This window comes from Snodgrassella sp. W8158 (genome assembly GCF_016100435.1).
In the GTDB taxonomy this organism is placed as follows: domain Bacteria; phylum Pseudomonadota; class Gammaproteobacteria; order Burkholderiales; family Neisseriaceae; genus Snodgrassella; species Snodgrassella alvi.
Window position 1 is genome coordinate 119,793 of record NZ_JACFSM010000003.1, and the last position, 26,547, is coordinate 146,339.

Here is a 26,547-nt window from a genome sequence, read left to right on the forward strand (position 1 = left end):
AGTCTGATGGCTCATTAGTTTTTGATATAAATGATATCAGTTTGTGTTTAAAACGAATTTTATGATATATAAATATAATTTAGAACAATCTATAAGGCTGAAAAGAGCTTGTTAAAAGGTACTAATATGGTTGCAATACAATCAGAACCGCGATTAAAAGTAATTGCAATTGATGGTCCCAGTGCATCTGGAAAAGGAACGGTAGCAGCACGGGTGGCAGCTATTTTGTCCAGAGATTATCTGGATTCAGGGGCGCTTTATCGGTTAACTGCACTATATGCCCAGCAACAGGATATAAGCTGGCATAACGAACATGAAGTGGCTGCTCTTGCACAAGAGCTTCCGGTAGTTTTCAAGAATGATTCAATTATTCTGAATGATGAGGATGTAACTTCAGCTATACGGACAGAAAGTATTGGCATGGGTGCATCAGCTATTGCGGCATTGCCTGAAGTGCGGACTGCATTGTTGCAGCGTCAGCGAGATTTTTTAACTCCAAGAGGACTGGTTGCTGACGGAAGGGATATGGCTTCTGTTGTTTTTCCGCAAGCCGAACTCAAAATATTTCTTACAGCCAGTGCGCAAGTACGGGCGCAGCGGCGGGCTTTGCAGTTAGGGTTGGCTGTTGATGGTCCGGATTTTGTGCAAATTCTTACTGATATTGAAAAACGTGATCAGGCGGATCGTCAGCGTACTGTGGCACCGCTTAAGCCAGTGAGTGATGCAAAAATTTTAGACACTTCTTCTCTTAATATTGAAGAAAGTGTGAAAAAAGTACTTGATTGGTATCGAAAAATCTAAAATTAGGTTATAATTAAACTTTTTGTACTAACATTCTTAGCATTTCAATATTTGAAAATGTTTGAATTTTGTACTAAATAATTGTTTTACATGTTTTTATACTGACAGGCTTGTAATAGATGCCGGCAGTAATTATATGGTTTGACTGGCACAGTCAGGGTGTGCCGGTTTTGATTAACTAACTTTTGTATCCCCTGACGATACCTGTTTGAGAACATAAATATATGACTATGGAAAATTTTGCCCAGTTGCTGGAAGAAAGTTTCACCTTGCAAGAGATGAATCCCGGCGAAGTCATCACCGCAGAAGTTGTTGCCATAGACAATAATTTCGTCACTGTGAATGCCGGTCTGAAGTCAGAATCTCTGATTGATGTGAGCGAGTTCAAAAATGCAGCGGGCGAGATTGAAGTTAAGGTTGGCGATTTTGTTACCGTAACTATTGAATCTGTGGAAAACGGTTTTGGTGAAACCAAGCTGTCACGTGAAAAAGCCAAACGTGCTGCTGACTGGATCAAGCTGGAAGAAGCCATGGAAAATGGTGAAATTCTGTCTGGCGTGATTAATGGTAAGGTTAAAGGCGGACTGACTGTGATGATTAACAGTATCCGTGCATTCCTGCCTGGTTCACTGGTTGATGTACGTCCGGTTAAAGATACTTCTCACTTTGAAGGCAAGGAAATTGAATTCAAGGTAATTAAACTGGATAAACGCCGTAACAATGTTGTGGTTTCACGCCGTGCTGTTCTGGAAGAAACTCTTGGTGAAGAACGCAAAGCCTTGCTGGAAAACCTGAAAGAAGGTTCAGTAGTGAAAGGTATTGTGAAAAACATTACCGATTACGGTGCTTTCGTTGATCTGGGTGGTATCGACGGTCTGCTGCATATTACTGATCTGGCATGGCGCCGTGTTAAACATCCAAGCGAAGTGCTGGAAGTTGGTCAGGAAGTTGAAGCTAAAGTATTGAAGTTTGATCAGGAACGCAGCCGCGTTTCTCTGGGCCTGAAACAGCTGGGTGAAGATCCGTGGAATGGTCTGGCCCGTCGTTATCCGCAGGGTACCCGTCTGTTTGGTAAAGTTACCAATCTGACTGATTATGGTGCATTTGTGGAAATCGAGCAGGGCATCGAAGGTCTGGTACATGTTTCTGAAATGGATTGGACTAATAAGAATGTTCATCCAAGCAAAGTAGTTCAGATGGGTGATGAAGTAGAAGTGATGATTCTTGAAATTGATGAAGATCGTCGCCGCATCTCTCTGGGTATGAAACAATGTCAGGCTAACCCATGGCAGGAATTCGAATCCAACCATGAAAAAGGCGATAAAATCAAAGGCGTTGTGAAATCCATTACTGACTTTGGTGTATTTGTCGGCTTGCCTGGCGGTATCGATGGTCTGGTTCATCTTTCTGATCTGTCATGGACAGACGGTGGCGAAGAAGCTGTACGTCAGTTCAAGAAAGGTGAAGAAGTTGAAGCTGTAGTTCTGGCCATTGATGTTGACAAAGAACGTATTTCTTTGGGTGTAAAACAGCTGGCTGGCGATCCGTTCAGTAATTATGTCAGCGTAAATGACAAAGGCAGCATCGTAACCGGTAAAGTGAAATCACTGGATGCTAAAGGTGCTGTTATTGCATTGGCTGATGATGTTGAAGGCTATCTGCGCGCATCAGAAGTTTCAAATGATCGTGTTGAGGATATTCGCAATGTCCTGAAAGAAGGCGATGATGTTGAAGCTGTGATTACTACGGTAGATCGTAAAAATCGCAATATCAATCTGTCTATTAAAGCTAAGGATGCTCAGGAAAGCAGTGCTGCTATGCGTTCGTTGTCTACTAACAACAATGCTTCAGCCGGTACTACCAGCCTGGGTGATTTGTTAAAAGCTAAATTATCTGGTGAAAGCGAATAAGCGGTTATGACGAAGTCGGAATTAATGATTCGCCTGGCGGAATTATATACTGCTAATAATGATAGTACTGTATTAAATGCTAAGGACGTTGAGCAAAGTATTAAGATTCTTGTTGATACGATGACTCGAGCTTTAGCTAAAGGTCAGCGAATTGAAATTCGTGGATTTGGTAGCTTTGATTTAAATCACCGTCCAGCTCGTGTTGGACGTAATCCTAAAACAGGTGAAAAGGTGTCAGTACCGGAAAAATATGTACCGCACTTCAAACCTGGTAAGGAATTACGTGAACGTGTTGACAAAGCTCTCGTATCTAAAGATAAATAATTCTGTTTTATTTTAGATAGACGTTAACGCCGCAGTTTCTGCGGCGTATTTTTATTTTATGGTGGTCGGATGTTAAGTAGGTGTGCTAAGGTTACGTCTTTTAACTTTTGCTAAATACAATTCTGACATCTAGAAGAAATCAATTATATGGCCACATCAGTCTTTGTTGCTCCCGAATTTAATAATCAAAGTCCTCTTACTTGGTATCAGGCTGCAGAACAGCAACCCGGATTCATACATGATGCAGCTCAGTTACGTGCAATTAAACAACTGGACAGACTCTGGACAGAGTTGATGATGTTCAAACGTAAACGAAACCGCTTTCTCGGGCGCAGTCTGCGTTCGCCGCGCGCACCGAAAGGCTTGTATATGTATGGTGGAGTCGGGCGTGGCAAAAGTTTTTTAATGGATATTTTTTTTGGATGTTTACCATATCGGCGTAAACGCAGAGTCCATTTTCATGCTTTTATGGCAGAAGTGCAGGAACGATTAAAAGATCATCATAGTCAGACTAATCCATTAAGTGCAGTCGCACAGGATATTGCACGTGAAGTAAGGGTGTTGTGTTTTGATGAATTTCATGTCAGTGATATCGCTGATGCCATGATTCTGGGAAGATTACTTGAGGGCTTATTTGAGCAGGGTGTGGTTATGGTGGCTACGTCCAATTACGCTCCATCTGAGCTTTATCCGCAAGGTCAGAATCGTTCCAGTTTTTTGCCTACTATTGCACTAATTGAAAAAGAGCTGACTATTTTAAATGTAGATGGCGGTGAAGATTATCGAATGCGTACATTAAAGCCGGCAGATATATTCTATATACCAGCAGATGCAAGCAGTGAACAAAAATTAACAGAGTTATTTCACAAAATTAATGGTGAACAGGAAATTACTGGCGGAGAAATTGAAATACTTGGGCGTAAATTACCATACAAAGCAATTTCTGATACAACAATTTGGTTCGACTTCAATACATTATGCTGTGGTCCGCGCTCACAAAATGATTATCTGGAACTGGCAAAAAAATTTCGCGTATTAATTTTGTCAGACATACCCAAAATGGGATCTGGTCAGATGGCTGAAGCACGACGGCTTACCTGGTTAATTGATGTTTTGTATGATTATCGTATTAAGTTATGTGCCAGTTGCGAGGTCGCTATAGATGATATCTATACAGACGGTGATTTCGCCAACGAGTTTACTCGTACAGCCAGCCGTCTTACAGAAATGCGTTCAGAAGAATATTTAACTTTACCTCATTTAACACTTGATAGTGAAAATGCAAGTATAGGAAAAGATATTAAATAAGACTGAATTTTGTTAAAATGACAAGATATGTTTTTTGAAGCAATTTGCGGCAAAAAATTAGTATATTCAATATTTATGGAAACAAATATGACTATCGAGCGCACATTATCTATTGTTAAACCTGATGCAGTTGCTAAAAACGTTATCGGACAGATTTACAGCCGTTTTGAAAATAACGGCCTGAAAATTGTTGCTGCTAAAATGAAACATTTGTCTCAAGCTGAGGCTGAAGGTTTTTATGCTGTTCATAAGGAACGTCCATTTTTTGCAGATCTGGTAAGTTTTATGATTAGCGGACCAGTGATGATTCAGGTGCTGGAAGGTGAAAATGCAGTCGCCAAAAATCGAGAATTAATGGGTGCAACTAACCCTAAAGAAGCCGCTGCAGGCACAATTCGTGCTGATTTCGCTGATTCAATTGATGCCAATGCTGTTCATGGCTCAGACAGCCTTGAAAATGCAGCTATTGAAATTGCATATTTTTTTGCAGCCGATGAGCTATGCGCTCGTTAATACTGTAAATAAATTTACTGAACTTAGTCCACCTGTACAGGTGGACTAATTTGTATAAATACAAGTAGGAGAAATAAAGTGTCTGATTTTTTTAATTTATCTGTTTTGAAATCGCTTCCGGTTCAGAAATTTAATGAAACCAAACCATTTCCAAATCATTTATTTAAGGAAATATTACTACCCGAAGCATTTAATGAATTGTATAACAATTTTCCCAGTCTGGATCTATTTGAAAAGCATGTGAACAGACCACGCGGAAAAAGCGGGCAGCGACCTCATAATCGATACTATCTGGCATTTGAAAAATCTATATATCATAAAAATGATCAGTCCGGACTTGGCGTAACCAAAATTGAGCAGTTGCCGAATGTATGGCAGGAATTTGTACGTGAGGTACAAACATCGGAGCCTTATCTGGAGTTTTTAAATCGTTATTTAAATCTTGATGAATATACTATTCGTTATGCATGGCATGTAGGTGAAACTGGTTCTGAAGTTTCACCGCACTGTGATAGTCTTGATAAAATCGGTACACACATTTTTTATTTCAATACTTCAGCCGACTGGGAAATTGAATGGGGCGGTTCCATTTTAGCTCTTGGCGGTAAAAAAACAGATAAAACGAATCCTGATATCAGTGATTTTGAAACTGTGGAAGGTTTTGATATCCGCGATAACAGCAGTTTTTTATTTAAAAATACTTCCGACGGATGGCATGCAACTGAAGTTTTGACTTGTCCTCCAAACCACTATCGTCGTTTATTTAATGTCATTGTTCAGAAAAAGAAAACGGAAACACCACTGAAAAAAATATGGCATTATCTGTCTGGTAAAAATTAAAGAATTGTATAGATTGTTGAATAAAGTTGTATTATCAGCATAATAGAATGACTGAAAACCAGTTATTACTATTTATTGCTTACTTAATGTATTACCCTGATGAAAACCAATTTGCTAAATTTTGACTTACCCGGTTTAACTGCCCATTTTGCTCAAATGGGAGAGAAACCTTTTCGTGCCAGACAAGTGATGCGCTGGATGCACTTAGGCGGAATAGCCGATTTTACAGATATGACTGATCTGGCTAAATCTTTGCGTCATAAATTACTGGATAATGCGGAAGTAAAAGTACCGGATTTACTGATTGAGCAAAAATCAGCTGATGGTACATGCAAATGGTTGCTTGATGTTGGTACTGGTAATGGTGTGGAAACGGTTTTTATACCGGAAGATACCCGGGGTACGTTATGTATTTCTTCGCAAATAGGCTGTGCATTGGAATGCATGTTTTGCTCTACCGGCAGACAGGGTTTTAACCGCAATCTGACCACAGCAGAGATTATCGGGCAGTTATGGTGGGCTAACAAAGCCCTTGGTGTTACGCCTAAGGATGAAAGAGTAATTTCCAATGTGGTTATGATGGGAATGGGCGAGCCATTAGCCAATTTTGATAATGTGGTGACAGCATTAAGTATCATGCTGGATGACCATGGCTATGGTTTATCACGTCGTCGTGTAACTGTATCTACTTCGGGTATGGTACCCCAGATGGATCGCCTGAAAGAAGTTATGCCTGTAGCATTAGCTATTTCACTGCATGCTTCTAACGATCAGGTGCGTGATAAACTCATTCCATTGAATAAGAAATATCCGCTTAACCAGTTAATGGCTGCATGTCAGCGTTACTTGGTAAAAGCACCGCGTGATTTTATTACCTTTGAGTATATTATGCTGAAAGGCATTAATGATGCTCCCGAACATGCGCGTGAATTAATCGCTCTGGTTAAAGATGTGCCGTGTAAATTTAATCTGATACCGTTTAATCCGTTTGCAAATTCGGGGTTTGAACGTTCAACAAATGAACGGATCCGTGTATTTCGTGAAATTTTGCAGGAAGCAGGTTTTGTAGTAACAGTCAGAAAAACCCGTGGTGATGATATTGATGCAGCATGTGGTCAGCTTGCGGGAAAAGTAAAAGATAAAACGCAGCGACAACAAAAGTGGCAACTTGTACAGGGATGATTCGATGAAAAAATTGGGGTTAACTCTATTATGTGCACTGGTATTATCAGCCTGTGCTACTCAGACTATGAACAAAAAACCGACAGCGGCACAGCGAGCCAGAGAGGTAGCACAGATTAAAACTCAGCTGGCGGTAGAGTATTTGAAAAATCAAAATTATCGTCAGGCTGTTGAAGCGATTGATGAAGCGATAAAAAATAATAGTAGTTCACTTGATGCATGGTTGATACGCGCTCAGATATGGCAGTATTTAAAAGAACCGGCAAAAGCAGAAGAGAGTTTTCAGCGTGCTTTGTCATTAGCATCAGATAGTGCAGAAGTAAATAATAACTATGGCTGGTTTGTGTGTGATGTTTTGAAGAAGCCGAATGCATCATTAGCTTATTTTGATAAAGCTTTGGCTGATCCGACTTATCCTACACCGGAAATTGCCCAGTTCAATAAAGGTATTTGCAGTAGTCGAATGGGGCAGTATCAGCTAGCCAACAGCTATTTTGAACGATCTTTAGCAGCTAATCCGAATTTTATTGCTGCAAAGAAAGAAATGGCACGTAATAATTTGCTGGCAGGTAATGCTTCGGATGCCAATTATCTGTTTAAGCAGTATCAGAGTCAGATAAATAACTTATCTGCTGATGATTTATTATTGGGGTGGAGAATTGCAAGATCTTTGGGTAATATGCAGGCCGCTTACGAATATGAAGCACAACTGCGTAATAATTTCCCTTATTCTGCTGAGTTAGAGCAGGTTTCTACAGGAAAATTCTGATGAATGAGCAAACCAAAAATCCCGAGTCCGGCCCAAATGCAGCAGTTACTCTGGGAACATTACTTTCTCAGGCACGAAAACAGAAAGGACTGTCTGTAGGTGAAGTTGCCGAACGTTTAAAACTGCCGGCACGGCAAATTGAGGCAATGGAAAGCGGTAGCTATAAAGGTTTGCCAGAAGCTGTATTCATCAAAGGCTTTTTAAGCTCATATGCCCGTTTGCTCGAAGTAGATGAAAAAGAACTGAAGCAATATTTTCAGCAGATTTTTCCTGCTGCCAGTCATTTGTCAACTTCAGACAATAATAAAGTCGTTTCTGCGGATCTTGATTTTAAAGGTAAGCCGCAGCGTCGTCATTTTCCACGCTGGCTGATTGTTGTATTGGTAGTAATTTTAATCAGTGCAGTGGTATATGCATGGCAGACTAAATCTACATCTGAAAATGCCAGACAAACTGCTACGGCGGGTCAGGAAGTATCTGTGCAAACAGCTTCTATTAGTGATATCGCTGCCAGTAATATTCGTGTTGTACCAATGACGGACAATGAACACACCGGTTCCCAGACTGTTACCGAAGTTACTGCCGCCAGTCAGTCTGCTAGTACAAGCAATACTACAGATACACAAGTTTCTCAGCCTGCTGTATCAACTTCAGATACATTGGTAATAAAACTTGAAAACAGAGGCTGGTTACAGGTAAGTGATAAAAATGGCAAGCTGCTCATCAGTCAGGTGGTAGATCCCGGTAGTACACATCAGTTTAGCGGAGCTGCTCCATATAAAGTAATACTTGGTTATACCCCTGGTGCCAGTATCCGGTTTGCCGGCAAAGATATCGCTATTGAACAAAACAAGAAAAGAACCGCAGCAATGACGGTAGGTGGAAATTGAAATGACCTTGGCTGGAGTACGAAGGAAAACCCATCAGGTAAAAATTGATCATGTAGTTATCGGATCTGAAGCACCCGTCAGAGTACAGTCTATGACTAACACTGATACTGCTGATGCTGAACAAACAGCCATTCAGGTAAAAGCACTGGCAGATGCCGGTTCTGAACTGGTTCGAATTACAGTTAACTCACCTCAGGCGGCGGCCAGAGTATCTGAAATTCGCCAGCGTCTGAATGACATGGGCTGTAATGTCCCCTTAGTTGGCGATTTTCATTTTAATGGCGATCGCCTGCTTAAAGATTATCCGGATTGTGCGACAGCACTTTCAAAATACCGGATTAACCCGGGTAATGTGGGTAAAGGTGTGAAGGGCGATGAAAAATTTGCTTTCATGATTCATACAGCAGCAGAGCACGATAAAGCTGTTCGCATCGGAGTAAACTGGGGTTCGCTGGATCAGGCTCTTGCAAAGCGCATGATGGACAATAATCTGGCTTTAGCAACTCCTCAGCCTGCAGAAACAGTTATGAAAGAAGCATTGATTGTTTCTGCACTGGAATCTGCGCAAAAGGCAGAAAGTCTTGGTTTACCGGCTGACCGGATTATATTGTCTTGTAAAGTATCTAATGTACAGGATTTAATAGAGGTTTATCATAATCTTGCTTCCCGTTGTATGTATCCGCTGCATCTTGGTTTAACCGAAGCAGGAATGGGGAGTAAAGGTATCGTAGCGTCTACTGCGGCTTTGGCTATTTTATTGCAACAGGGTATAGGTGATACCATTAGAGTATCGCTTACTCCTGAGCCGGGAAGTGCACGGACACAGGAAGTAGTGGTTGCTCAGGAAATCCTGCAAACCATGGGATTGCGTTCTTTTACGCCGCTGGTAACAGCATGTCCCGGATGCGGACGTACAACCAGTACCGTGTTTCAGGAACTGGCGCGGGATATTCAGCAGTATTTGCGTGAAAAAATGCCAGTATGGCGGCTGCAATACCCGGGCGTTGAAAATCTGAATGTAGCGGTTATGGGTTGTGTTGTTAACGGGCCTGGTGAAAGTAAACTCGCCGACATTGGCATATCTTTACCGGGTACGGGTGAAACACCTGTTGCTCCTGTATACGTGGATGGCGAGCGCAAAACTACCTTAAAAGGCGAGCATATGGCTGAAGAGTTTCTGGCCTTGGTGGAAGAATATATTCAGACCAATTATGGTGAGCAGGGTAAAAAGCGGGAAACAGCGAAAGTGATTCCGATTACGGCTTTATAAGATAAATATACTGTTATAGCTGTCAGCAGCTAATCTAGTTTAATAGGGATATACAAATTAATTAATATGGGTCAGAAAATCCAGGCCGTTAAGGGCATGAATGATTTACTGCCAGTAGAGCAGAAAGATTTTAAACTGACATCTGCACTCTGGCAGGCATTTGAAGACGTAGTGGTCGCATGGACACGCAGTTTTGGTTATAACCAGATTCGGACACCGGTTGTTGAGCAAACTGGTTTGTTTGTACGTTCAATCGGAGAGGAAACCGACGTTGTGGGCAAAGAAATGTATACATTTGCCGATTCCAACGACAAACTGAGCCTGAGCCTGCGGCCGGAAGGTACAGCCTCCTGCCTGCGTGCAGTTGTTGAGCACAACTTACTTTATAATAGTCCGCAAAAATTATGGTATATGGGGCCGATGTTCCGACGGGAGCGCCCACAAAAAGGGCGGTATCGTCAGTTCCATCAGGTTGGTGTTGAAGCATTAGGATTTAACGGCCCTGATGTAGATGCCGAGCTGATTGCCATGACTGCGAATCTCTGGGAACGGTTGGGTATTCGGGAATACCTCACACTTGAATTAAATACTCTGGGTAATCAGCAGGAGCGTACTGCTCACCGTACTGCACTAATTGCTTATTTACAACAGCATGAAGCCATTCTGGATGAGGATAGCCGGCGTCGTATGCATACTAATCCGTTACGTGTGCTGGATACTAAAAATCCCGATTTACAGGCAATGGCGAATGCTGCGCCACGTCTTATAGATTATCTGGGTGCAGAATCACTTGCACACTATAATACTTTAAAAAATATGCTGGACGGGCTTGGTATCACATATGTAGAAAACCCGCGTCTGGTTCGTGGTCTGGACTACTATAATCTGACCGTTTTTGAATGGACGACAACTAAACTTGGCGCACAGGCAACTGTATGCGGTGGTGGTCGTTACAACGGGCTGATTGAAGAGCTTGGCGGTAAACCAGCGCCGGCTATTGGCTTTGCATTGGGTATTGAACGTCTATTACTGCTTGTACAGGAATTTGGCAAACTGCATATTAACAATGCGCCTGATGTATATATCATGCATCAGGGAGAAGGAAGCAGTCTGATTGCCATGCAGCATGCCGCATTATTACGTGCAGCAGGTTTGAATGTTTATTTACACTGTGGTGATCAGAGTCTGAAAGCCCAATTGAAAAAAGCTGATGCCAGTGGTGCTGCAATAGCAGTAATTGTTGCTCAGGAAGAGCAATTAAACAATACACTAACGCTTAAGAATTTGAGTACTCATGAACAACAGACTGTTGCTGCCGAAGCAGCTTTACAGTTAATCCAACAATGGAAGAATGCATAATGGTTGTACATATTCAGGATGAACAGGAAGTTGCAAATTTCAAATATTTCTGGCAACGCTGGGGACGCTGGATTTTTGCTATACTGGTTATATTGTCATTGGCATATCTGGGTTATGTGCTGTATCAAAGTCATTTACGCAGTAATAATGAAAAAGCAGCAGAAGTATTTGATACATTTATTTCACAGGCTAGTGCCAATAATTTGACTGAGAGTAAAAAAGCACTTGTACAATTACAGGAAAAATATCCTGATACCATGAATGCAACTCAGGCTACACTGATGATGGCCGGTTCAGCATTTGACGATGGTAAATATGACGAAGCCATCCGCCATTTGCAATGGGTTAAAGCCAGACAGCATGATGACTTATTGCAAACAATCGTTGCGCAGCGGCTGGCTACCGTATATTTGCAGCAAGGTAAATACAATGAAGCCTTACAGGCGCTGGATGTAAAAGTAACCAATGAATTAAAGCCGGTTCTGCTTGAAACCAAAGGTGATGTTTTACAGGCACAGAAAAAAAATACCGAAGCCGTTGCTGCTTACCAGCAAGCTTTGAATTTATTATCAAAAGATTCAGTACAACGCGAAGTCATCCAAATGAAAATAAGCAGTTTGAGTTAATCAATGCTTAATAAAACCTGAAATTCCGGCCGGAAAAACCGGTAGGAATTTCAGGTTTATCAGTTGTACTGAAAAGCTTGCCGCTGGCAGGCTATTGCTGTTTTAAAGCAATAGAAATTATCTGAAAGAATGAATATGAAACCAACGATTGTTCTGGTTGGTCGCCCGAATGTAGGCAAATCAACATTATTTAACCGCCTGACCCGTACACGTGATGCACTGGTTGCCGATTTACCCGGCCTAACCCGCGACCGGCATTACGGGCATGGTAGAGTGGGAAGTAAACCTTATCTGGTTGTTGATACCGGTGGTTTTGAGCCGGTAGTAGATAGCGGTATCTTATATGAAATGGCTCGCCATACTCTGCAAGCCGTAGATGAGGCGGATGCAGTTATCTTTCTGGTAGACGGACGTACCGGTCTGACGCCACAGGATCAGATTATCGCCAACCATTTGCGCCAGAGTTCCCGGCCTGTATATCTGGCAGTGAATAAAGGTGAGGGCGCTAACCGACCGATTCTGGCAGCAGAGTTTTACGAATTAAGTCTGGGAGAGCCTATCGTTATATCAGGGGCGCATGGTGACGGCGTGTATGGACTGATAGAAACTGTACTGGAAGACTTTCCCGAAGAAGAGGAACCGGTAAACAGTCATCATCCGGTTTTTGCAGTTATTGGTCGGCCGAATGTCGGCAAATCAACTTTGGTTAACGCAATCTTGGGTGAGGAGCGGGTTATTGCTTTTGACATGGCCGGTACCACACGTGACTCAATTCACATTGATTTCGAGCGCAACGACAAACCTTTTACCATTATCGATACCGCCGGAGTACGTCGTCGTGGCAAAGTAGATGACGCCATTGAGAAGTTTTCCGTTATTAAAGCAATGCAGGCTATCGAAGCAGCTAACGTAGCTGTACTGGTACTTGATGCACAACAGGATATAGCCGATCAGGATGCAACTATTGCCGGCTTTGCATTGGAAGCTGGGCGTGCTTTAGTTGTTGCAGTAAATAAATGGGACGGAATAACCGAAGAGCGCAAGCAACAGGTTAAGCGTGATATAGCACGTAAACTGTATTTTCTTGATTTTGCTAAATTTCATTATATTTCGGCATTGAAAGAAAAAGGAATTGACGGGCTCTTCAGTTCAATTCAGGCCGCCTATGATGCTGCAATGATTAAACTGCCTACCCCGAAAATTACCCGCGTATTACAAAGTGCGCTGGAACGACAGCAACCTCCACGCGCCGGCTTAATTCGCCCTAAAATGCGTTATGCCCATCAGGGCGGCATGAATCCGCCAGTTATAGTCATACATGGTAATGCCTTACAGCATATCAGTGATGCTTATACCCGATATCTGACACAAACATTTCGCAAAGCATTTCATTTACAGGGTACACCTTTACGTATTCAATATAATGTAAGCGAGAATCCATATCAGGAAAATGACAGCAAACCAGCGCAGCCATTGCGTCGTGTCAAACTAAGTAACCGGATTGCCAAGCGTGAACAGATAAAACAATCGAAAAAGCAGGTAAAGCGTAAAAATAAAGTCAGTTCAAAGAAAACAAATGCCCATTAATGTGATAGCATTGACACTGCTTTCTAAATCGCTGTACGCAGGTGCAGCTAAGCGATAACATAATCAAAAAAACAGGAGTAGCCAAATGAGCGCCAAAGGACAAATGTTACAAGATCCTTTCTTGAATGCACTGCGAAAAGAGTATGTGCCAGTTTCAATTTATCTGGTAAACGGTATTAAACTACAGGGTCAGGTGGAATCATTTGACCAGTATGTTGTACTTTTACGTAATACTTCAGTAACACAAATGGTATACAAACATGCGATTTCCACAATTGTGCCTGCACGTGCAGTAAGCTTGCAGCATGAACCGAAACCTGCATCAGCAGAATAATACAGTCATACTGCATTAGCAAAAAGCCGTGGATTTCCACGGTTTTTTTTGCTAATGAGTCATCGATTTGGAAAACAGATTAATCACAATAACACCCGCCAGTATCAGACCGATGCCAATAATTGCCGGCATATCCAGCTTTTGTCCGAATTTGATCCAGGCTATGACTGACACACAAACAATGCCCACACCGGACCATACTGCATAAGCAATGCCTACAGGCATAGTTTTCAGAGTTTGTGCAAGAGAATAAAACGAAATAATATAGCCCAGAATAGAGCAAATACTGGGCATCAGCCGGGTAAAACCATTACTCAGCTTAAGCATACTGGTTGCAAATATCTCAGCCAGTATAGCGATGGAAAGAAAAATCCATTGATTCATATTTATCCTTCTCGTTACTGCATTAGTTTCCTTGTGCAGTTATATTACGTATGGTTGTTATAAACTGAGTACAAATTTATTGAGTTTTACATAATGTTCAACAAAAAATTTTCAATATCAGCTTGAATGAAAATAAAGCCGTTCCTGAAAATTTAACCTGAACACTTTCCCATATAAAAACGGATTCAAGACTGAATCCGCTTTTAGAGTGCAATACTGATGAAGTGACTCAAAATACAACCAATGATTAGCAAAAATACTTAAGCCTTTTCTTCAGTACCATAAAATTTCGTACCAATTTTAATGCTTTCTCTGCCATGCTCACGCCGCCAGGCATTGCTGTCACGTAAAGAATAAGCACAGCCACAATATTCCTGCTGATAAAACTGCTCACGCTTACTAATCTCAATCATACGCTGACTACCGCCGCCTTTACGCCAGTTATAATCCCAGTAAACAAGATTAGGATATTTTTCTGCCGCACGTTTGCCGCAATCGTTTATTTGCTGCATATTTTTCCAGCGGGAAATCCCTAATGAACTGGTAATAACCGAAAAACCATTTTCATACGCGTACAATGCTGTGCGTTCAAAGCGCATATCAAAACACATAGTGCAGCGAATGCCGCGTTCCGGTTCAAACTCCATCCCTTTAGCGCGTTCAAACCAATTGTCCATATCATAATCAGCATCAATAAAAGGAATATTGAATTTTTCCGCAAATGCCTTATTTTCATCCTTACGGATTTCATATTCTTTTTTCGGGTGAATATTAGGATTATAGAAGTAAATCGTATAATCAATACCAGAGGCCAGCATTGCTTCCATAACCTCACCCGAGCAGGGCGCACAGCAAGAATGAAGCAATACTTTATTTTCCCCGTTGGGAGGAGTTAATTTCGGGCGTTGTATATCAGTAGTCAGTTTTTGTGGGTTCATTGATGTGATTTCCTGTTATTCTAGTTAAATATCTTTATCAGTAGATTTTAGCAAAGCTACCAGCGCAACGACATAGCCCGAAAGAAAAAAAGCGTTCAGATATCTGAACGCTTGTATGAAAAAGCCATTTTAAAGAGCGGCTAATGCCTGCTCATAATCCGGCTCTGTCGTAATTTCAGCCACTAACTGACTGTATAAAACCTGATTATTTTCATCCAGCACAATAACCGCACGGGCACATAAGCCGGCTAAAGCACCGCTGCTCAGTTTAACCCCGTAGTTTTCCTTAAATTCAGGATGACGGAATGTTGACAGAGTTTTTACCTGATCCAGCCCCTCTGCACCACAAAAGCGAGCCTGCGCAAATGGCAAATCGGCAGAAATACACAACACAACAGTATTAGAAAGATTGGCCGCAGCTGCATTAAAATGGCGTACAGATGCAGCACAAACACCCGTATCTACACTAGGGAAAATATTCAGTACTTTACGTTTACCGGCAAAATCGGTAAGCGATAATTCATTTAAACCGGCATCAGTCAGCGTAAAAGCTGGTGCTGTACTGCCTGCTTTTGGAAACTGACCACTGACTTCAACAGCGGTACCTTGAAGAGTTACTGTACTCATGACTGCATCCTTCTGATGTTTAATTTGATTAACAATGTGCAGGCTTATTGTGGGGGATTGGCAGGGAACTGTCAAAGATTATCTATGCTGATTATATGCAGTAAATAGCAGCAAATATAGCACCTGCATAAACGCAGAAAACCAACATTTTTCTGACAATTCAGCAAAAACGTAAATCTTAGAAAATACGACTGAGAAAATTTACAGCATCATCAATCAGCCAGTCTGCATTGCAGTCTCTGATTTCAGAGCAATCGGACTGAATACAAACTGGCTTGCGTAATAAAGCTTATTCAACACCAGACCGGCGTACATAATGCTGTAAATCATAAGCAATATTATTTTTACTGCTTACATGGCTGCTGCTTTCAGTTTGTTGCCAGATATCCGTATCAATTGCCGGAAAAAAAGTATCTCCGGCAACATCAACATGAATTCTGGTTAACCGCAAATCGGTAGCCAGAGGCATCGCCTGAGTATAAATTTGTGCCCCGCCCATAATAATAATTTCAGGGCAACCGGCTAATTGCCTGAGCGCTTCTTCAACACTGTGACACAAAATTGCTCCGCTGAATGTCTGCGCATCCTGCCGGCTGATAACATAATTGGCGCGGCCTGGAAGCGGTTTTCTGGGCAGCGACTCCCAGGTTTTACGTCCCATAACAACCGGCTTGCCCATAGTGTAACTTTTAAAAAATTCAAAATCTTCGGGCACATGCCAGGGAATACGATTATTTTCGCCAATACAGTTATTATCCGAAAGAGCGGCAATCAGCGTAATTTTATTCAGAGTATTCATACAGCTACAGGTGCTTTAATGTGGGCATCCGGATGATAATCAGTAAGCGTAAAATCTTCAAACTGAAAAGAAAATAGATCTTTTACATCAGGATTCAGATGCATTTGCGGCAATTTTTTCGGTGTGCGGCTTAACTGCAGTTTAGCCTGTTCAAAATGATTACTATATAAATGAGCATCACCCAGCGTATGAATAAATTCCCCCGGCTCTAAATCACATACCTGAGCAATCATCATCGTAAGCAGAGCATAGCTGGCAATATTAAAAGGCACACCCAGAAAAATATCAGCACTGCGCTGATAAAGCTGACAGGAAAGCCTGCCTTCAACCACATAAAACTGAAACAGAGCATGGCAGGGCGGTAAAGCCATCTCATCTATCAGTGCCGGATTCCATGCAGAAACAATCAGGCGACGGCTGTCGGGATTGTGTTTAATCTGTTGCAGCAGATTACTGATCTGGTCAATATGGCTGCCATCCGGTGCCGGCCAGCTGCGCCACTGATAACCGTATACCGGCCCCAGATTACCATCAGCATCTGCCCATTCATCCCAGATAGAAACATTATGTTCATGCAAATAGCCGATATTAGTATCGCCGCGCAGAAACCAGAGTAACTCATAAATAATTGAACGTAAATGCAGCTTTTTAGTAGTCAGCACAGGAAAGCCATCAGCCAGATTAAAACGCATCTGATAGCCAAAAACCGAGCGCGTACCCGTGCCGGTACGGTCTGCTTTATCTGTGCCACGGTCTAAAACATGTTGCATTAAGTCAAGATACTGTTGCATGCGGATTTATCCAAATAAAAACGGCCTAATTGTAACTTAAATCAACTCAGACTGGTTTGCGGCACCTTCTTTTACCGCCTGCCATGCTTCTGCAATCAGGCTGGCATCGTTATTTTTTAATAACGAAGCATCAGACAGCATCCTCCGCCACTGGCGCGCACCGGGTAAACCATGCATCAGACCCAGATAGTGCCGAGCCATATGGCGCAATGAAATATCCGGATTAGCCAGCTGCCGTTGAGCATAGTCAATTAACTGATTAACCAGGTCTTCATATTCAACAGCCGGCTGGTGACTGGCGTAAAATTCAGCATCCCAGCTGCGCATCAGCATCGGATTATGATAAGCCTCACGTCCGACCATTACCCCGTCAACATACTGCAAATGCCGGTGAATTTGTGCATTATCAGTAACCCCGCCATTAAGAATAATTTCCAGATCAGGAAATTCCTGTTTCAGACGATAAACATAATCATAACGTAAAGGCGGGATATCACGGTTATCTTTCGGCGATAACCCTTCCAGCCATGCATTGCGTGCATGAACAACAAAAATACGGCAGGCCGTTTTTTCACGTAGCGTACCGACAAAATCAGCCAGAGGCTGATAGGCTGTTTCCTTATCCAGACCGATGCGATGCTTAATCGTAACCGGAATATTAACCGCTTCCTGCATAGCATTTAAGCATTGTGCTACCAGTTCAACTTCACGCATCAGGCAGGCACCAAAAGCACCTTGCTGTACCCGCGGGCTAGGGCAGCCGCAGTTAAGATTAATTTCATCATAGTCATAACCGGCAGCAATTTTAGCAGCCTGTGCCAGAACTGCCGGCTCACTGCCGCCCAGCTGCAAAGCAACAGGTTGCTCCTGCGGATGATAGGCCAGTAATCTGTCACTGTTGCCATGGATGATTGCATTAGCATTAATCATCTCTGTATACAGCCACGCATTTCTGCTAATCAGTCTGGCCATATAGCGGTAATGCCTGTCTGTCCAGTCCAGCATCGGCGCTACGGATAAAGTTCTTTTTGGTTTGGCATTTTGCCGGAGCTGGTGTGCATCACTTCCGGCTGAATATTCTGCGGCAATTAATTGTTTATGTTCCTGCATAATCCGGCACTCATATAACACCGCCAAAGAAATACCGAACGGATATTTCCGGCCGGTATTTAGTCGGTTAAATTTCTGATACAGGCAGATTATACATGGGATAACCGAACTGCCAGTTTAGCAATAGCAGTAAAGCTGATATTTTAATTAATCCTGTTGTTTTAGCCTGAATCAGCGCAACGGCATTTCAGATTTAATCAGCTTAATTTCTCTTTCACGCCGTTTCTTTTTAAAATGATTTTGCAGCCATATTTTATGCTGTATCTTGCATTGCGGACCCAGATAAATATTATCAATATATTCTTCTACATGCGTATATTCGACATACAAACTGTTAGCAGATTGGTAATCCTGCGGTTCAACAATATTATCATCGGCAATATGAGTAATATAAATCATCCGGCACTCATCTTCATCTTCAAAAGCAGCATGTTTTATCAGGCAGGAAATGGGTAAAACCGCCAGACTGAGTAGTTCGTCTAGATTAGAGATTTTTTGTAACTTGGAATTATCCAAAAGTTCTTTAATCAACTCTTTTATTTTTTCTAAATTGTCACGAATACAACTGATTTTTTTAGGTTCATCTAATGATTTAATATATTCATTCCACTCGCTATCAATGGCTTTTGGTGTTTTTTCATTTTTGTTTTCCAGATAAAAGGATTGTTTATTGCGTTTTGCTAACGCCATATATCCTGTTTCTGGATCATAAAGTAGAGTATTTATTTATATTATTGAAAATAATATAAATAAATGTAATTTTGCGGTGGTAAAGTACCTCATTAGGTACCAGTTTAAAATTTGGCTAACAAGCCAAATTTCTTTACATTTTATTTGTTCAAAAAGTTTCACAATTATGCACAAAGTGGTATAATGTTTCTGTATTAATAAGTAATTAGCAAGTATGGCGTTTTTATCAGGTGTTAAGCAGTTTTTTAGCCGCAATTCCGCGGCTCAAAGTACACCTAAAAACGGCACTAAAGTCAGTGTTCAGCAAAATAATTTTAACCCCTCGCAAATAAAAGTACCTAAGCAGCAACAGGGTAAAGCTGTCTATTTAACTAAGTCTGCAATGTCTAGTGGCCAACCACTAAGTAATGAAGACCGAAATTTAGTTAATACTGACATTACTTCTTTCAGAACTGAACAAGATACACAGAAAGTAATCCGGAAATTTGCCATAGCAATGCCAGATTTATCGGCATCTGTAGCTGCTTATATCCGGATGGCAGTAACCAAAACATATACTGCCACTGCCAAAAATCAAGATGGTACTTTTAATAGAGATGCGACTACAGCTCTTCAATCAATTTTGACGAGATTTGATGTCTTAAAGAATTATGAAGAAGGTTTTTCAAATACAGCTTCTATTCGAGCTGTAGCTGAGATGCTGGCAAAGGAATTGAGATACTACGGAGCTTGTGCTCTGGAGTTAGTTTTAGATAAGCAACGATTACCTATTCGCTTACAACCTATCACAGTTACATCTATTAAGTTTGTTCCTGAAACAGATGGCAGTTTAAAACCAATTCAAAAAGTAGATAACGACGAGATTGACTTAGATATTCCAACATTTTTTTATCGCCCTATTGATCAGGATTTACTCACTGCTTATCCAGACAGCCCTTTAGAAGCAGCTATTCAACCTGCACTTTTTAATCAAGAGTTCATGGACGATTTACGGCGTATTGTTCGTCAAGCTATTCATCCACGAATGAAAGTGACGATTAATACTGAAAGTATATTAGCGCAGATGCCTGCTTATTATCAGGAATCTACGGATGATGAAGACGAGAATACTAAGGTAAATAATTATATACAGGGCGTTGTTGACTCAATATCTAACATAGTAAACAGCATGGAACCGGAAGATGCCTTTGTTTCTACTGATAGTATTGAGGCGTCATATATAACTGCCGGTAACAATTCTCACGATTCAGAAATAGCTAATTTACAAAATATGATTGATGCCAAGGTTGCTACGGGTACTAAAACTTTACCTGCAATCCTTGGTTATGGTTCAGCTTCTAGCAATATTGCATCAACTGAATCGCTTCTGTTTATGAAGTCCGCAGAAGGTGTCCAGTTTGCCTTGAATGACATTTTCAGTCAGGCATTGACACTTGCCCTGAGATTGATGGGTTATGACGTCTATGTGGATTTCAGTTTTGGCTCTATTAATTTACGCCCAGATGCTGAGCTGGAAGCTTTTAAAGCAATGGAACAGTCCAGAATTCTGGAACAACTAAGTTACGGATTTATTTCTGACGATGAGGCTAGTTTACGACTTACAGGGAAATTGGCTCCAGAGAGTATGCCTGAATTGTCAGGAACAAATTTCACAGTTAATAAATCGTCTGTTTCAGAAAATCCTTATAGTAACACATCACAAGGTGCCTTAAATCAGGATTTGAATCAGACCAATACACCAAAAAATGCAAAGAGCAAAAACGGAGGGAAAGCAGGTAATTGAGTATTAGTTTGAATAAACCAGAATTATGGTTAGGTACTGAAAGTTCGTTGGCTTCTTATCAAAATTTTTGTGCGAACTACGAAGAAAAACTAGCAGCCAACATGAAACTTTCTTCAAGTGATTCTCCGCAATCACTTCTTGAGCAAGACCTTTACATTAAACATGGAGATGTTGCCATTGTACCTATTAAGGGTGAATTAGTTAATGAGGATATTCCCGTAGTTTTAGCAAAATTGTGGGGGGTAACTACATACAACTCTCTACAAGAATCTTTTTATGAGCTTGCTGAAGATAAGGATGTAAGCCGAGTCATTCTAGATATTAACTCAGGTGGTGGAAGTGTCTCAGGTATAGATGTTACACACTCAGCTCTTAAGTATCTTAAGAGCAAAAAACCTGTTGCAACATTTGCTGATCAGTGTCATTCCGCAGCTTATTGGTTGGGTAGTTTAGGGGAAAAGTTCGTACTGGCTAGACTTGGTTCAGTAGGGTCAATAGGTGTAGTTACGTTTCTTTTATCACATAAAAATCGACTGATTAAAGAAGGTATCACCCCAACGGTAATTCGGTCAGTCGATAAAAAGTGCTTAGTCAATCCGTATGAAGACCTGACAGATACTGCTAAAGCCGAGGTACAAGAACGTGCAGATTATATACATGGCATTTTTGTAAATACAGTAGCCCAAAACCGGCTTTTAAATCCTGAATATGTAAAAACCAATATGGCAGACGGTAGCAGCTATTTTGGTAATGAAGCAGTTAACCGTCATTTTGTGGATTCAATTGACACCTTGGAATCCCTTTTATCTACGTGGCAACCACAAGATTCGGGTAGCCGCAATTATCAACCCAGTAGTCACCTGACTACATTTAATGGAGAACCTAGTATGAGTGTAACAGCTCCAGAGGAAAAGGCAGCTACTGAGGTAACTGCAAACACTTTTCAACCTGAAATTGCAAGCTTACAAGCTCAATTAAAGGAGCAAGCAACAAAACTTGCAGACTTGACTAAGCAAAACTTTACGCTTTCAAGCCGAAATACAGAATTAGAGGCTACAAACAAAGCTTTAGCTTCCAATTTAGTAGATGCTAATCAAACTGCGGATAAGTATGCCGAACTTCTGGGTTCAGCTATTCAGGCTAAAGCGGCTGCTTTAAACGTAGAAGCTTACCTGCCGACTGACATTGCAGGTTTAGAGGCTCTGAATCAACAGATTGATATTAAATTCCAGCAGAAATATCCATCAGGCGGAGTAGCGATAACTGACCCAAAAGTTATGGAGTCTGAGACTAAAGAGGAAGTTAACTGGATGAGTCAGATTAAGACCAACTAAGGAGATTAAATGGCTAAATTTATTTTAAGTATTGTCGCAGAACATAATTCTCGAAATACGATTACTAATACCTTTGGTACCTTAGATTCTAAGTTTACGAATGAGGATCACAATAAAGCAGTTAAGCGTACTGATTCTACGGCTATGCAGTTATGTGAAGAAGGTGATGAGATTGAAGGTTTTGTTGAATCTGTTGAGCCCGGTACACAAGACGGCTACTCCTACGGGACTTGCGTTCGGTATGCTTCTCTGGTTCGTATGTTTGTAACCGGACAGGATTTAAAAATTGGAGACTACGTTGTTTGTGGTGCACAAACTGCACCAGGTGTTGCCAATGGAAATGATGATTTTCCATTAAATAGTTATGGTACGACCGTGGTGAAGAAAGGCTCACCCGTTAATTTTAAATGGCGAGTTATCGCTTTAGATATTCGTAATCCTAATGTGTATTTAATTGAAGCAATTTAATAATGAAAGGAACTTATGTCCGGAATAATTGGTAAGGCATCATTTATTGAATCAGGTGGTAGACCTTCTCAAATACCTATTTCAATAGATCTTTATAAAGCAGCCGCTGAATGTAATCTTTCTGTACCTGCTTATTTACAGCAAGAGTATGGTCAGAAAGCTGATAAAAACTATGCTAAAGGTAATGTTTTTTCACAAGTGATGGCATCCCTAAATGCACCTATTGATGAAAAGGGTAAAGGTTTTCGAGCTATGAAGCTTGGAAATATTTTGGATGGGTCATTCCGAGCAGCAGTAACTCAGGATGCAAAAACAGCGAGTACGATTTTAGCACCTGCTGCGATTTTAGCATTAGTAGAAGAAAACCCCGCCGGAAAAAATAACGGTACGCTCAGTCTGTTTGAAAAGTTGATCGCAGTAGATGAGTCTATTGAAAACGACACTTTTGCACTGCCAACTTTTGATTCGTCAAACGCAGATAAACAACATGTTTCCACTATTGGTCAGTTAGCGACTCCTAATATTGTAGGTCAGTTAAAGGTTTCTCAGAGAGCTAACACAATTCCAACTTTTTCTTATGCCTTAGAAGCCTCAGATAAGGCTCTAAAAGCATACTCCATTGATGCTATAGCAATTTACCTAAGACGTCTACGTAAGCGATTAGCTCTGAATTTAGTACACCAACAGTTTAATTCTTTGATTAATGGGGATGTTGATATAGGTATGAAACCTCTACCTGTAGTTCCTATCAATAAATATGATAGTGAAGCTGGTAATGGTGTGTTAACCCATAAAGCTTATGTGAAATGGTTACGGGATAACTGGGAATTTAGTCTGGTAGATTATGTTCTGTGTAATGAAGATGATTATTTCAGAATTATCGAGCGTAAAGGTCGGCCTACTATATTAACTAACCCTGTTACTAGCTCAGAACAAATGGCTTATCCGGCTAAACCTATCAATATGGATTTTTATGAACCTCAAGTATTCATTCTTAAAGCTGGCATTATTCCGGCTGGTACTTTGGTAGGAATTGATTCACAGAGTGCTATCGCACGAGTTAGAAATTCTCAGGCTAATTACAGCGCGGTTGAAGATATGGCTATGCGTCGTGGTAAGGCAATGCGTTTTGACGAAGGTCAAATTATATACCGTCATGATGATGAGGCTTTTAAAGTAACTACTCTATTTTAAACTAATTTAACAGGCTGCTTCGGCAGCCTGCTGGAGAATTTTATGGCAAAAGATAACCAACAAGATAAGTCTGATCAGGTTGAACAAATTGAAACCTCTGATAATGTTGAGGAATTAGAACAAACTGAAACCTCTGACCAGAACCCAAATAAACAGAACACAACTAAACAAAAACCCCCGAAGGAAAGTCCTGCAATGGAGACCAAAAAAGTCGTTTCAAAATTACCTGAAGCTGTCAAAGTCCGTGTAACTCGTGGCTATAATTTACTTCACCCTTATACAAATAAACATGTTACAACTGAATTACGAGAATTTCCTTGTGATAACTGGTTGCTGGCACAGTTACAGGCAGGTTTCGTAGATATGTACACAGTCACCAACGAACGTTTACTGTGGACAAACGGTAAATTGGTGTATGAAAAGTAGATAAGTATGTCGATGGAAATCCCTGAAACAGGGCTACCAGACCCGGTAGCTATTCAGGCTGCCGCCGGTGCACCTCTGGATATTGTATTAGAACCCTTCGGCACACTGACAACGACTGACGAAGTCCGGGCTATTTTTGGGCTTTCCTCAGCGGAGTTGTCAGACGACATGTTGATGCAACCTGTCTATATAAGTGAAGTAAAGGAAACTTTGTTACGGATTCGTCCAGAGTTATTCAGTAACTGGGGCACTTTACAGAATGAACGATTGCTGGAGATGGTCAAACGAGTTGCTCTTTACAGCATCTGTAATTTAATAGGTGAGACTTTACCGCTTATAGCAGCACGTGTATTGACTGATTCCAAAGCTTCAATTCAACGTTTCAACTCAGATTTATCCAGTATAGCTGAAACGATTCGAAATCGACTGAATCAGGCAATAAGAGCATTGAAGCAGTCTAAAGCTTCTAATCAACTTCCACGGTTTATGGGTGCAGGTCAGCCTAGCTATGATCCTGTGACTGGATAAATATGGATTTAGTAGCGGTTTCTAGACGGTTCGACATGACCCCTATATGGGATGCTTACACAGGGGAGAAATTAAAAGACACCTGTCAGGTAACTGTATGGGATAACCCAAGACGAGACGGTTTAACCACATTACGGCGAACGTTGTCTATGGCGTATTCTGTAAAACTACCTGTAAGGCATACCCTTATTATAGGGGGACAGGTTTGGATAGTATCAGCTTATTCAAACCCGGATACATGGGAAAAAGATGTAAGCCGTAAAGGTTATGTTGCTCAGTTGGCTGAGTTAGGGAAGGTAGCCAGAACCAGCCAACTGTTAGACGGCTCAGGTGAACATGTTTATATGTCCAGAGTCTGGGTTAAGGATGTTAAAGATATTACAACATCCTCTGAATTTCAAAGTCAGTACTACATCTACTTTACAAAAGGTGAGCATTTTGAAGAGGGTGAATTTGCATTCATTAAAGACCGCTGGCACATCATTCGAAATATATACACGTCTACTGCCGGGTTTTATATAGCTGAATGTAATGAATTGGAACCTGAGTGTCTTTTCTCCTTATCAGTTGATATCGGAGATTACGATCCTGTTTCAGAGACAACTACTAAAGATATCTGCCAAATACCTGTTATTAAGCTGGATTGGCGGGACGACTATACCAATAGTCTTCCCTCAGCAGAACCTCAGCAGGTCGGAGATATCCGGTTCAGAACCTCCCAAGAATATGCTGAATATTTGGAGAAAGCTGTAGAAGTGTATTTTGAGGGAGCGAAGTGGAAGCTTGTTAGGGTTGAGCATAAAAATCATGGAGCTATTTCTGTAGTGGTTAGGAAAGTTTAATGCGGGTAGTTTTGAAAAAATCAAAGAACGGTTTACCTGTACTTAATTTGCTTCAAGCTCATGTACGAAAAGAAGCTGCTGAACGGTTGATGTTTTTAGCTAAAGTGGCTCTTGAAGTTGCTACAGAACATACGCCAAAGTGGTCAGGAGCTGCCACAGAGAGCTGGAAATTGTCGCTAAACGGGGAACCCACAGTAGATTCAGGTTATCCAGTATTTGTTGATTCTCCTGCATTTGAGGAAGGTATCCATGACTCAAAAGCACCAGCATTTAACAGGTCTGTTGTAAATGCCGAATTAAAACGAATTCGCTTGGCTGTGTATGCAAAAGTCCGGGCAGGTAAAGATGTAAAAATCACTCTGTACAACTCTCAGCCTTATGCTACCAGATGGCTATCTTCCAACTCATTGGGAATTTTGCTGCGTGCAGTAAATCAGGATTACTACACGTTTAATGAGATTTGTGCCGAGGTAAGGGTATCTGCACGTTTGGCGCAATTCGGGAAGTGGTAATGGATAGAGAACTTTTTCGTGACGCGGTCACAACTAAATTTAGAGATAAATTCTCAAAAAGAACGGACTGTCTCATTCAGTATGAGAACGACAAACTTATCGATATTGGAAAAATTACTTTACCAGTTATTTCTTACAATATTATTTACTTAGATTCAAGGCAGGCGGATTTTAATGCTGACCCTTACATACTTGATGAAGGACATGTTCTGGTAACAATTCTAGTAAAAGACAGTGTAGGTACGCTGATTCCCGTCAGACTTCGTGATGAGTGCGCTGTCTTATTGCAGCGACAACATCTGGCTGGCGCTCAAATGGAGATTGGTAAATTGTTACCCAACTCCTATGCCGAAAAAGGGTGGGTAGGTTATAGAGTTTCTGTACCTTTTCATCATTATCATCTTTAAG

At 41.2% G+C, this 26,547-nt stretch carries 30 protein-coding genes; 23 read left to right on the forward strand and 7 right to left on the reverse strand.

Going from position 1 to position 26,547, the window contains the following annotated elements:
• The first annotated feature begins 126 nt into the window (after positions 1–126).
• From cmk to hfq, 14 genes are all read left to right on the forward strand, one after another.
• Positions 127–801, forward strand: coding sequence for a (d)CMP kinase (cmk, locus tag H3V11_RS08755; protein ID WP_198224407.1), 675 nt, complete (start codon positions 127–129; stop codon positions 799–801).
• A gap of 224 nt (positions 802–1,025) precedes the next feature.
• Positions 1,026–2,711: a 30S ribosomal protein S1 gene (rpsA, locus tag H3V11_RS08760; RefSeq protein ID WP_025330813.1), complete on the forward strand. Its 1,686-nt coding sequence runs from the start codon at positions 1,026–1,028 to the stop codon at positions 2,709–2,711.
• Positions 2,712–2,717: 6 nt separating this feature from the next.
• Positions 2,718–3,035, forward strand: a complete 318-nt coding sequence (locus tag H3V11_RS08765) for an integration host factor subunit beta (RefSeq protein ID WP_037395076.1) — start codon at positions 2,718–2,720, stop codon at positions 3,033–3,035.
• 147 nt (positions 3,036–3,182) lie between these two features.
• Positions 3,183–4,343 (forward strand): cell division protein ZapE, encoded by a 1,161-nt coding sequence (gene zapE, locus H3V11_RS08770; RefSeq protein WP_084586679.1) that lies wholly within the window; start codon positions 3,183–3,185, stop codon positions 4,341–4,343.
• Positions 4,344–4,430: 87 nt separating this feature from the next.
• Positions 4,431–4,856 (forward strand): nucleoside-diphosphate kinase, encoded by a 426-nt coding sequence (gene ndk / locus H3V11_RS08775; RefSeq protein WP_025330810.1) that lies wholly within the window; start codon positions 4,431–4,433, stop codon positions 4,854–4,856.
• Between the two features lie 78 nt (positions 4,857–4,934).
• Entirely contained in the window at positions 4,935–5,696 is a 762-nt protein-coding gene (locus H3V11_RS08780; protein ID WP_198224409.1) for a hypothetical protein, read from the forward strand.
• 99 nt (positions 5,697–5,795) lie between these two features.
• Entirely contained in the window at positions 5,796–6,878 is a 1,083-nt protein-coding gene (gene rlmN, locus H3V11_RS08785; protein ID WP_041879482.1) for a 23S rRNA (adenine(2503)-C(2))-methyltransferase RlmN, read from the forward strand.
• Positions 6,879–6,882: 4 nt separating this feature from the next.
• On the forward strand, positions 6,883–7,647 hold the full coding sequence (gene pilW / locus H3V11_RS08790) for a type IV pilus biogenesis/stability protein PilW (RefSeq protein ID WP_041879487.1): 765 nt from the start codon (positions 6,883–6,885) through the stop codon (positions 7,645–7,647).
• Positions 7,647–8,537 carry a RodZ domain-containing protein gene (locus H3V11_RS08795; protein WP_174830184.1) on the forward strand — a complete coding sequence of 297 codons (891 nt, stop codon included), beginning with the start codon at positions 7,647–7,649 and terminating at the stop codon, positions 8,535–8,537. Before pilW ends, H3V11_RS08795 begins: the two co-directional genes overlap by 1 nt.
• Position 8,538: 1 nt before the next feature.
• Positions 8,539–9,807, forward strand: coding sequence for a flavodoxin-dependent (E)-4-hydroxy-3-methylbut-2-enyl-diphosphate synthase (ispG, locus tag H3V11_RS08800; protein WP_198224418.1), 1,269 nt, complete (start codon positions 8,539–8,541; stop codon positions 9,805–9,807).
• Positions 9,808–9,873: 66 nt separating this feature from the next.
• Positions 9,874–11,166 carry a histidine--tRNA ligase gene (gene hisS / locus H3V11_RS08805; RefSeq protein WP_198224420.1) on the forward strand — a complete coding sequence of 431 codons (1,293 nt, stop codon included), beginning with the start codon at positions 9,874–9,876 and terminating at the stop codon, positions 11,164–11,166.
• Positions 11,166–11,792 (forward strand): tetratricopeptide repeat protein, encoded by a 627-nt coding sequence (locus H3V11_RS08810; RefSeq protein WP_041879496.1) that lies wholly within the window; start codon positions 11,166–11,168, stop codon positions 11,790–11,792. The genes hisS and H3V11_RS08810 overlap by 1 nt, the downstream gene beginning before the upstream one ends.
• 135 nt (positions 11,793–11,927) lie before the next feature.
• Positions 11,928–13,379 carry a ribosome biogenesis GTPase Der gene (gene der / locus H3V11_RS08815; protein WP_084551197.1) on the forward strand — a complete coding sequence of 484 codons (1,452 nt, stop codon included), beginning with the start codon at positions 11,928–11,930 and terminating at the stop codon, positions 13,377–13,379.
• A gap of 85 nt (positions 13,380–13,464) precedes the next feature.
• Positions 13,465–13,713 carry an RNA chaperone Hfq gene (gene hfq, locus H3V11_RS08820; RefSeq protein WP_025330801.1) on the forward strand — a complete coding sequence of 83 codons (249 nt, stop codon included), beginning with the start codon at positions 13,465–13,467 and terminating at the stop codon, positions 13,711–13,713.
• A 51-nt stretch (positions 13,714–13,764) separates the two neighbouring features.
• Here the strand turns inward: hfq and H3V11_RS08825 are convergent, their stop codons facing one another.
• The 7 genes from H3V11_RS08825 to H3V11_RS08855 form a co-directional block, all read right to left on the reverse strand.
• The gene (locus H3V11_RS08825) at positions 13,765–14,097 is read right to left on the reverse strand and encodes an SMR family transporter (protein ID WP_198224422.1); all 333 of its coding nucleotides are present in this window, start codon (positions 14,095–14,097) and stop codon (positions 13,765–13,767) included.
• 260 nt (positions 14,098–14,357) lie between these two features.
• Positions 14,358–15,035: an epoxyqueuosine reductase QueH gene (locus H3V11_RS08830; RefSeq protein ID WP_025330799.1), complete on the reverse strand. Its 678-nt coding sequence runs from the start codon at positions 15,033–15,035 to the stop codon at positions 14,358–14,360.
• A 129-nt stretch (positions 15,036–15,164) separates the two neighbouring features.
• The gene (gene tpx / locus H3V11_RS08835; protein ID WP_084551136.1) at positions 15,165–15,662 is read right to left on the reverse strand and encodes a thiol peroxidase; all 498 of its coding nucleotides are present in this window, start codon (positions 15,660–15,662) and stop codon (positions 15,165–15,167) included.
• A gap of 289 nt (positions 15,663–15,951) precedes the next feature.
• Positions 15,952–16,452: a dihydrofolate reductase gene (locus H3V11_RS08840; protein WP_025330797.1), complete on the reverse strand. Its 501-nt coding sequence runs from the start codon at positions 16,450–16,452 to the stop codon at positions 15,952–15,954.
• Between the two features lie 5 nt (positions 16,453–16,457).
• Complete coding sequence (locus H3V11_RS08845) at positions 16,458–17,252, reverse strand: thymidylate synthase (RefSeq protein WP_198224424.1); 795 nt, start codon at positions 17,250–17,252, stop codon at positions 16,458–16,460.
• A gap of 36 nt (positions 17,253–17,288) precedes the next feature.
• Positions 17,289–18,362, reverse strand: a complete 1,074-nt coding sequence (gene dusA / locus H3V11_RS08850) for a tRNA dihydrouridine(20/20a) synthase DusA (RefSeq protein WP_198209191.1) — start codon at positions 18,360–18,362, stop codon at positions 17,289–17,291.
• Between the two features lie 171 nt (positions 18,363–18,533).
• Positions 18,534–19,052 (reverse strand): DUF2971 domain-containing protein, encoded by a 519-nt coding sequence (locus tag H3V11_RS08855; RefSeq protein WP_198224426.1) that lies wholly within the window; start codon positions 19,050–19,052, stop codon positions 18,534–18,536.
• A gap of 214 nt (positions 19,053–19,266) precedes the next feature.
• Between H3V11_RS08855 and H3V11_RS08860 the strand changes: the two genes are divergently transcribed.
• The 9 genes from H3V11_RS08860 to H3V11_RS08900 are packed head-to-tail and all read left to right on the forward strand — an operon-like array spanning position 19,267 to position 26,546.
• On the forward strand, positions 19,267–20,835 hold the full coding sequence (locus H3V11_RS08860) for a hypothetical protein (RefSeq protein ID WP_198224428.1): 1,569 nt from the start codon (positions 19,267–19,269) through the stop codon (positions 20,833–20,835).
• Complete coding sequence (locus H3V11_RS08865) at positions 20,832–22,169, forward strand: S49 family peptidase (protein WP_198224430.1); 1,338 nt, start codon at positions 20,832–20,834, stop codon at positions 22,167–22,169. Before H3V11_RS08860 ends, H3V11_RS08865 begins: the two co-directional genes overlap by 4 nt.
• A 9-nt stretch (positions 22,170–22,178) precedes the next feature.
• Positions 22,179–22,637: a hypothetical protein gene (locus H3V11_RS08870; protein WP_198224432.1), complete on the forward strand. Its 459-nt coding sequence runs from the start codon at positions 22,179–22,181 to the stop codon at positions 22,635–22,637.
• A gap of 15 nt (positions 22,638–22,652) precedes the next feature.
• Entirely contained in the window at positions 22,653–23,831 is a 1,179-nt protein-coding gene (locus tag H3V11_RS08875; RefSeq protein ID WP_198224434.1) for a hypothetical protein, read from the forward strand.
• Between the two features lie 42 nt (positions 23,832–23,873).
• The gene (locus tag H3V11_RS08880) at positions 23,874–24,257 is read left to right on the forward strand and encodes a hypothetical protein (RefSeq protein ID WP_198224436.1); all 384 of its coding nucleotides are present in this window, start codon (positions 23,874–23,876) and stop codon (positions 24,255–24,257) included.
• Positions 24,258–24,263: 6 nt separating this feature from the next.
• Positions 24,264–24,785, forward strand: coding sequence for a hypothetical protein (locus H3V11_RS08885; RefSeq protein ID WP_198224438.1), 522 nt, complete (start codon positions 24,264–24,266; stop codon positions 24,783–24,785).
• A gap of 2 nt (positions 24,786–24,787) precedes the next feature.
• The gene (locus H3V11_RS08890) at positions 24,788–25,627 is read left to right on the forward strand and encodes a hypothetical protein (protein WP_198224440.1); all 840 of its coding nucleotides are present in this window, start codon (positions 24,788–24,790) and stop codon (positions 25,625–25,627) included.
• Positions 25,627–26,139, forward strand: coding sequence for a hypothetical protein (locus H3V11_RS08895; RefSeq protein WP_198224442.1), 513 nt, complete (start codon positions 25,627–25,629; stop codon positions 26,137–26,139). Before H3V11_RS08890 ends, H3V11_RS08895 begins: the two co-directional genes overlap by 1 nt.
• Positions 26,139–26,546: a hypothetical protein gene (locus H3V11_RS08900; protein ID WP_198224444.1), complete on the forward strand. Its 408-nt coding sequence runs from the start codon at positions 26,139–26,141 to the stop codon at positions 26,544–26,546. The genes H3V11_RS08895 and H3V11_RS08900 overlap by 1 nt, the downstream gene beginning before the upstream one ends.
• Position 26,547: the final 1 nt, after the last annotated feature.

Bases quoted from the DNA above. Each gene is read 5' to 3' on its own strand.
- cmk (WP_198224407.1), top strand. From the start codon at position 127: ATGGTTGCAATACAATCAGAACCGCGATTAAAAGTAATTGCAATTGAT.
- rpsA (WP_025330813.1), top strand. From the start codon at position 1,026: ATGACTATGGAAAATTTTGCCCAGTTGCTGGAAGAAAGTTTCACCTTG.
- H3V11_RS08765 (WP_037395076.1), top strand. From the start codon at position 2,718: ATGACGAAGTCGGAATTAATGATTCGCCTGGCGGAATTATATACTGCT.
- zapE (WP_084586679.1), top strand. From the start codon at position 3,183: ATGGCCACATCAGTCTTTGTTGCTCCCGAATTTAATAATCAAAGTCCT.
- ndk (WP_025330810.1), top strand. From the start codon at position 4,431: ATGACTATCGAGCGCACATTATCTATTGTTAAACCTGATGCAGTTGCT.
- rlmN (WP_041879482.1), top strand. From the start codon at position 5,796: ATGAAAACCAATTTGCTAAATTTTGACTTACCCGGTTTAACTGCCCAT.
- pilW (WP_041879487.1), top strand. From the start codon at position 6,883: ATGAAAAAATTGGGGTTAACTCTATTATGTGCACTGGTATTATCAGCC.
- H3V11_RS08795 (WP_174830184.1), top strand. From the start codon at position 7,647: ATGAATGAGCAAACCAAAAATCCCGAGTCCGGCCCAAATGCAGCAGTT.
- ispG (WP_198224418.1), top strand. From the start codon at position 8,539: ATGACCTTGGCTGGAGTACGAAGGAAAACCCATCAGGTAAAAATTGAT.
- hisS (WP_198224420.1), top strand. From the start codon at position 9,874: ATGGGTCAGAAAATCCAGGCCGTTAAGGGCATGAATGATTTACTGCCA.
- H3V11_RS08810 (WP_041879496.1), top strand. From the start codon at position 11,166: ATGGTTGTACATATTCAGGATGAACAGGAAGTTGCAAATTTCAAATAT.
- der (WP_084551197.1), top strand. From the start codon at position 11,928: ATGAAACCAACGATTGTTCTGGTTGGTCGCCCGAATGTAGGCAAATCA.
- hfq (WP_025330801.1), top strand. From the start codon at position 13,465: ATGAGCGCCAAAGGACAAATGTTACAAGATCCTTTCTTGAATGCACTG.
- H3V11_RS08825 (WP_198224422.1), bottom strand. From the start codon at position 14,097: ATGAATCAATGGATTTTTCTTTCCATCGCTATACTGGCTGAGATATTT.
- H3V11_RS08830 (WP_025330799.1), bottom strand. From the start codon at position 15,035: ATGAACCCACAAAAACTGACTACTGATATACAACGCCCGAAATTAACT.
- tpx (WP_084551136.1), bottom strand. From the start codon at position 15,662: ATGAGTACAGTAACTCTTCAAGGTACCGCTGTTGAAGTCAGTGGTCAG.
- H3V11_RS08845 (WP_198224424.1), bottom strand. From the start codon at position 17,252: ATGCAACAGTATCTTGACTTAATGCAACATGTTTTAGACCGTGGCACA.
- dusA (WP_198209191.1), bottom strand. From the start codon at position 18,362: ATGCAGGAACATAAACAATTAATTGCCGCAGAATATTCAGCCGGAAGT.
- H3V11_RS08855 (WP_198224426.1), bottom strand. From the start codon at position 19,052: ATGGCGTTAGCAAAACGCAATAAACAATCCTTTTATCTGGAAAACAAA.
- H3V11_RS08860 (WP_198224428.1), top strand. From the start codon at position 19,267: ATGGCGTTTTTATCAGGTGTTAAGCAGTTTTTTAGCCGCAATTCCGCG.
- H3V11_RS08870 (WP_198224432.1), top strand. From the start codon at position 22,179: ATGGCTAAATTTATTTTAAGTATTGTCGCAGAACATAATTCTCGAAAT.
- H3V11_RS08875 (WP_198224434.1), top strand. From the start codon at position 22,653: ATGTCCGGAATAATTGGTAAGGCATCATTTATTGAATCAGGTGGTAGA.
- H3V11_RS08880 (WP_198224436.1), top strand. From the start codon at position 23,874: ATGGCAAAAGATAACCAACAAGATAAGTCTGATCAGGTTGAACAAATT.
- H3V11_RS08885 (WP_198224438.1), top strand. From the start codon at position 24,264: ATGTCGATGGAAATCCCTGAAACAGGGCTACCAGACCCGGTAGCTATT.
- H3V11_RS08890 (WP_198224440.1), top strand. From the start codon at position 24,788: ATGGATTTAGTAGCGGTTTCTAGACGGTTCGACATGACCCCTATATGG.
- H3V11_RS08895 (WP_198224442.1), top strand. From the start codon at position 25,627: ATGCGGGTAGTTTTGAAAAAATCAAAGAACGGTTTACCTGTACTTAAT.
- H3V11_RS08900 (WP_198224444.1), top strand. From the start codon at position 26,139: ATGGATAGAGAACTTTTTCGTGACGCGGTCACAACTAAATTTAGAGAT.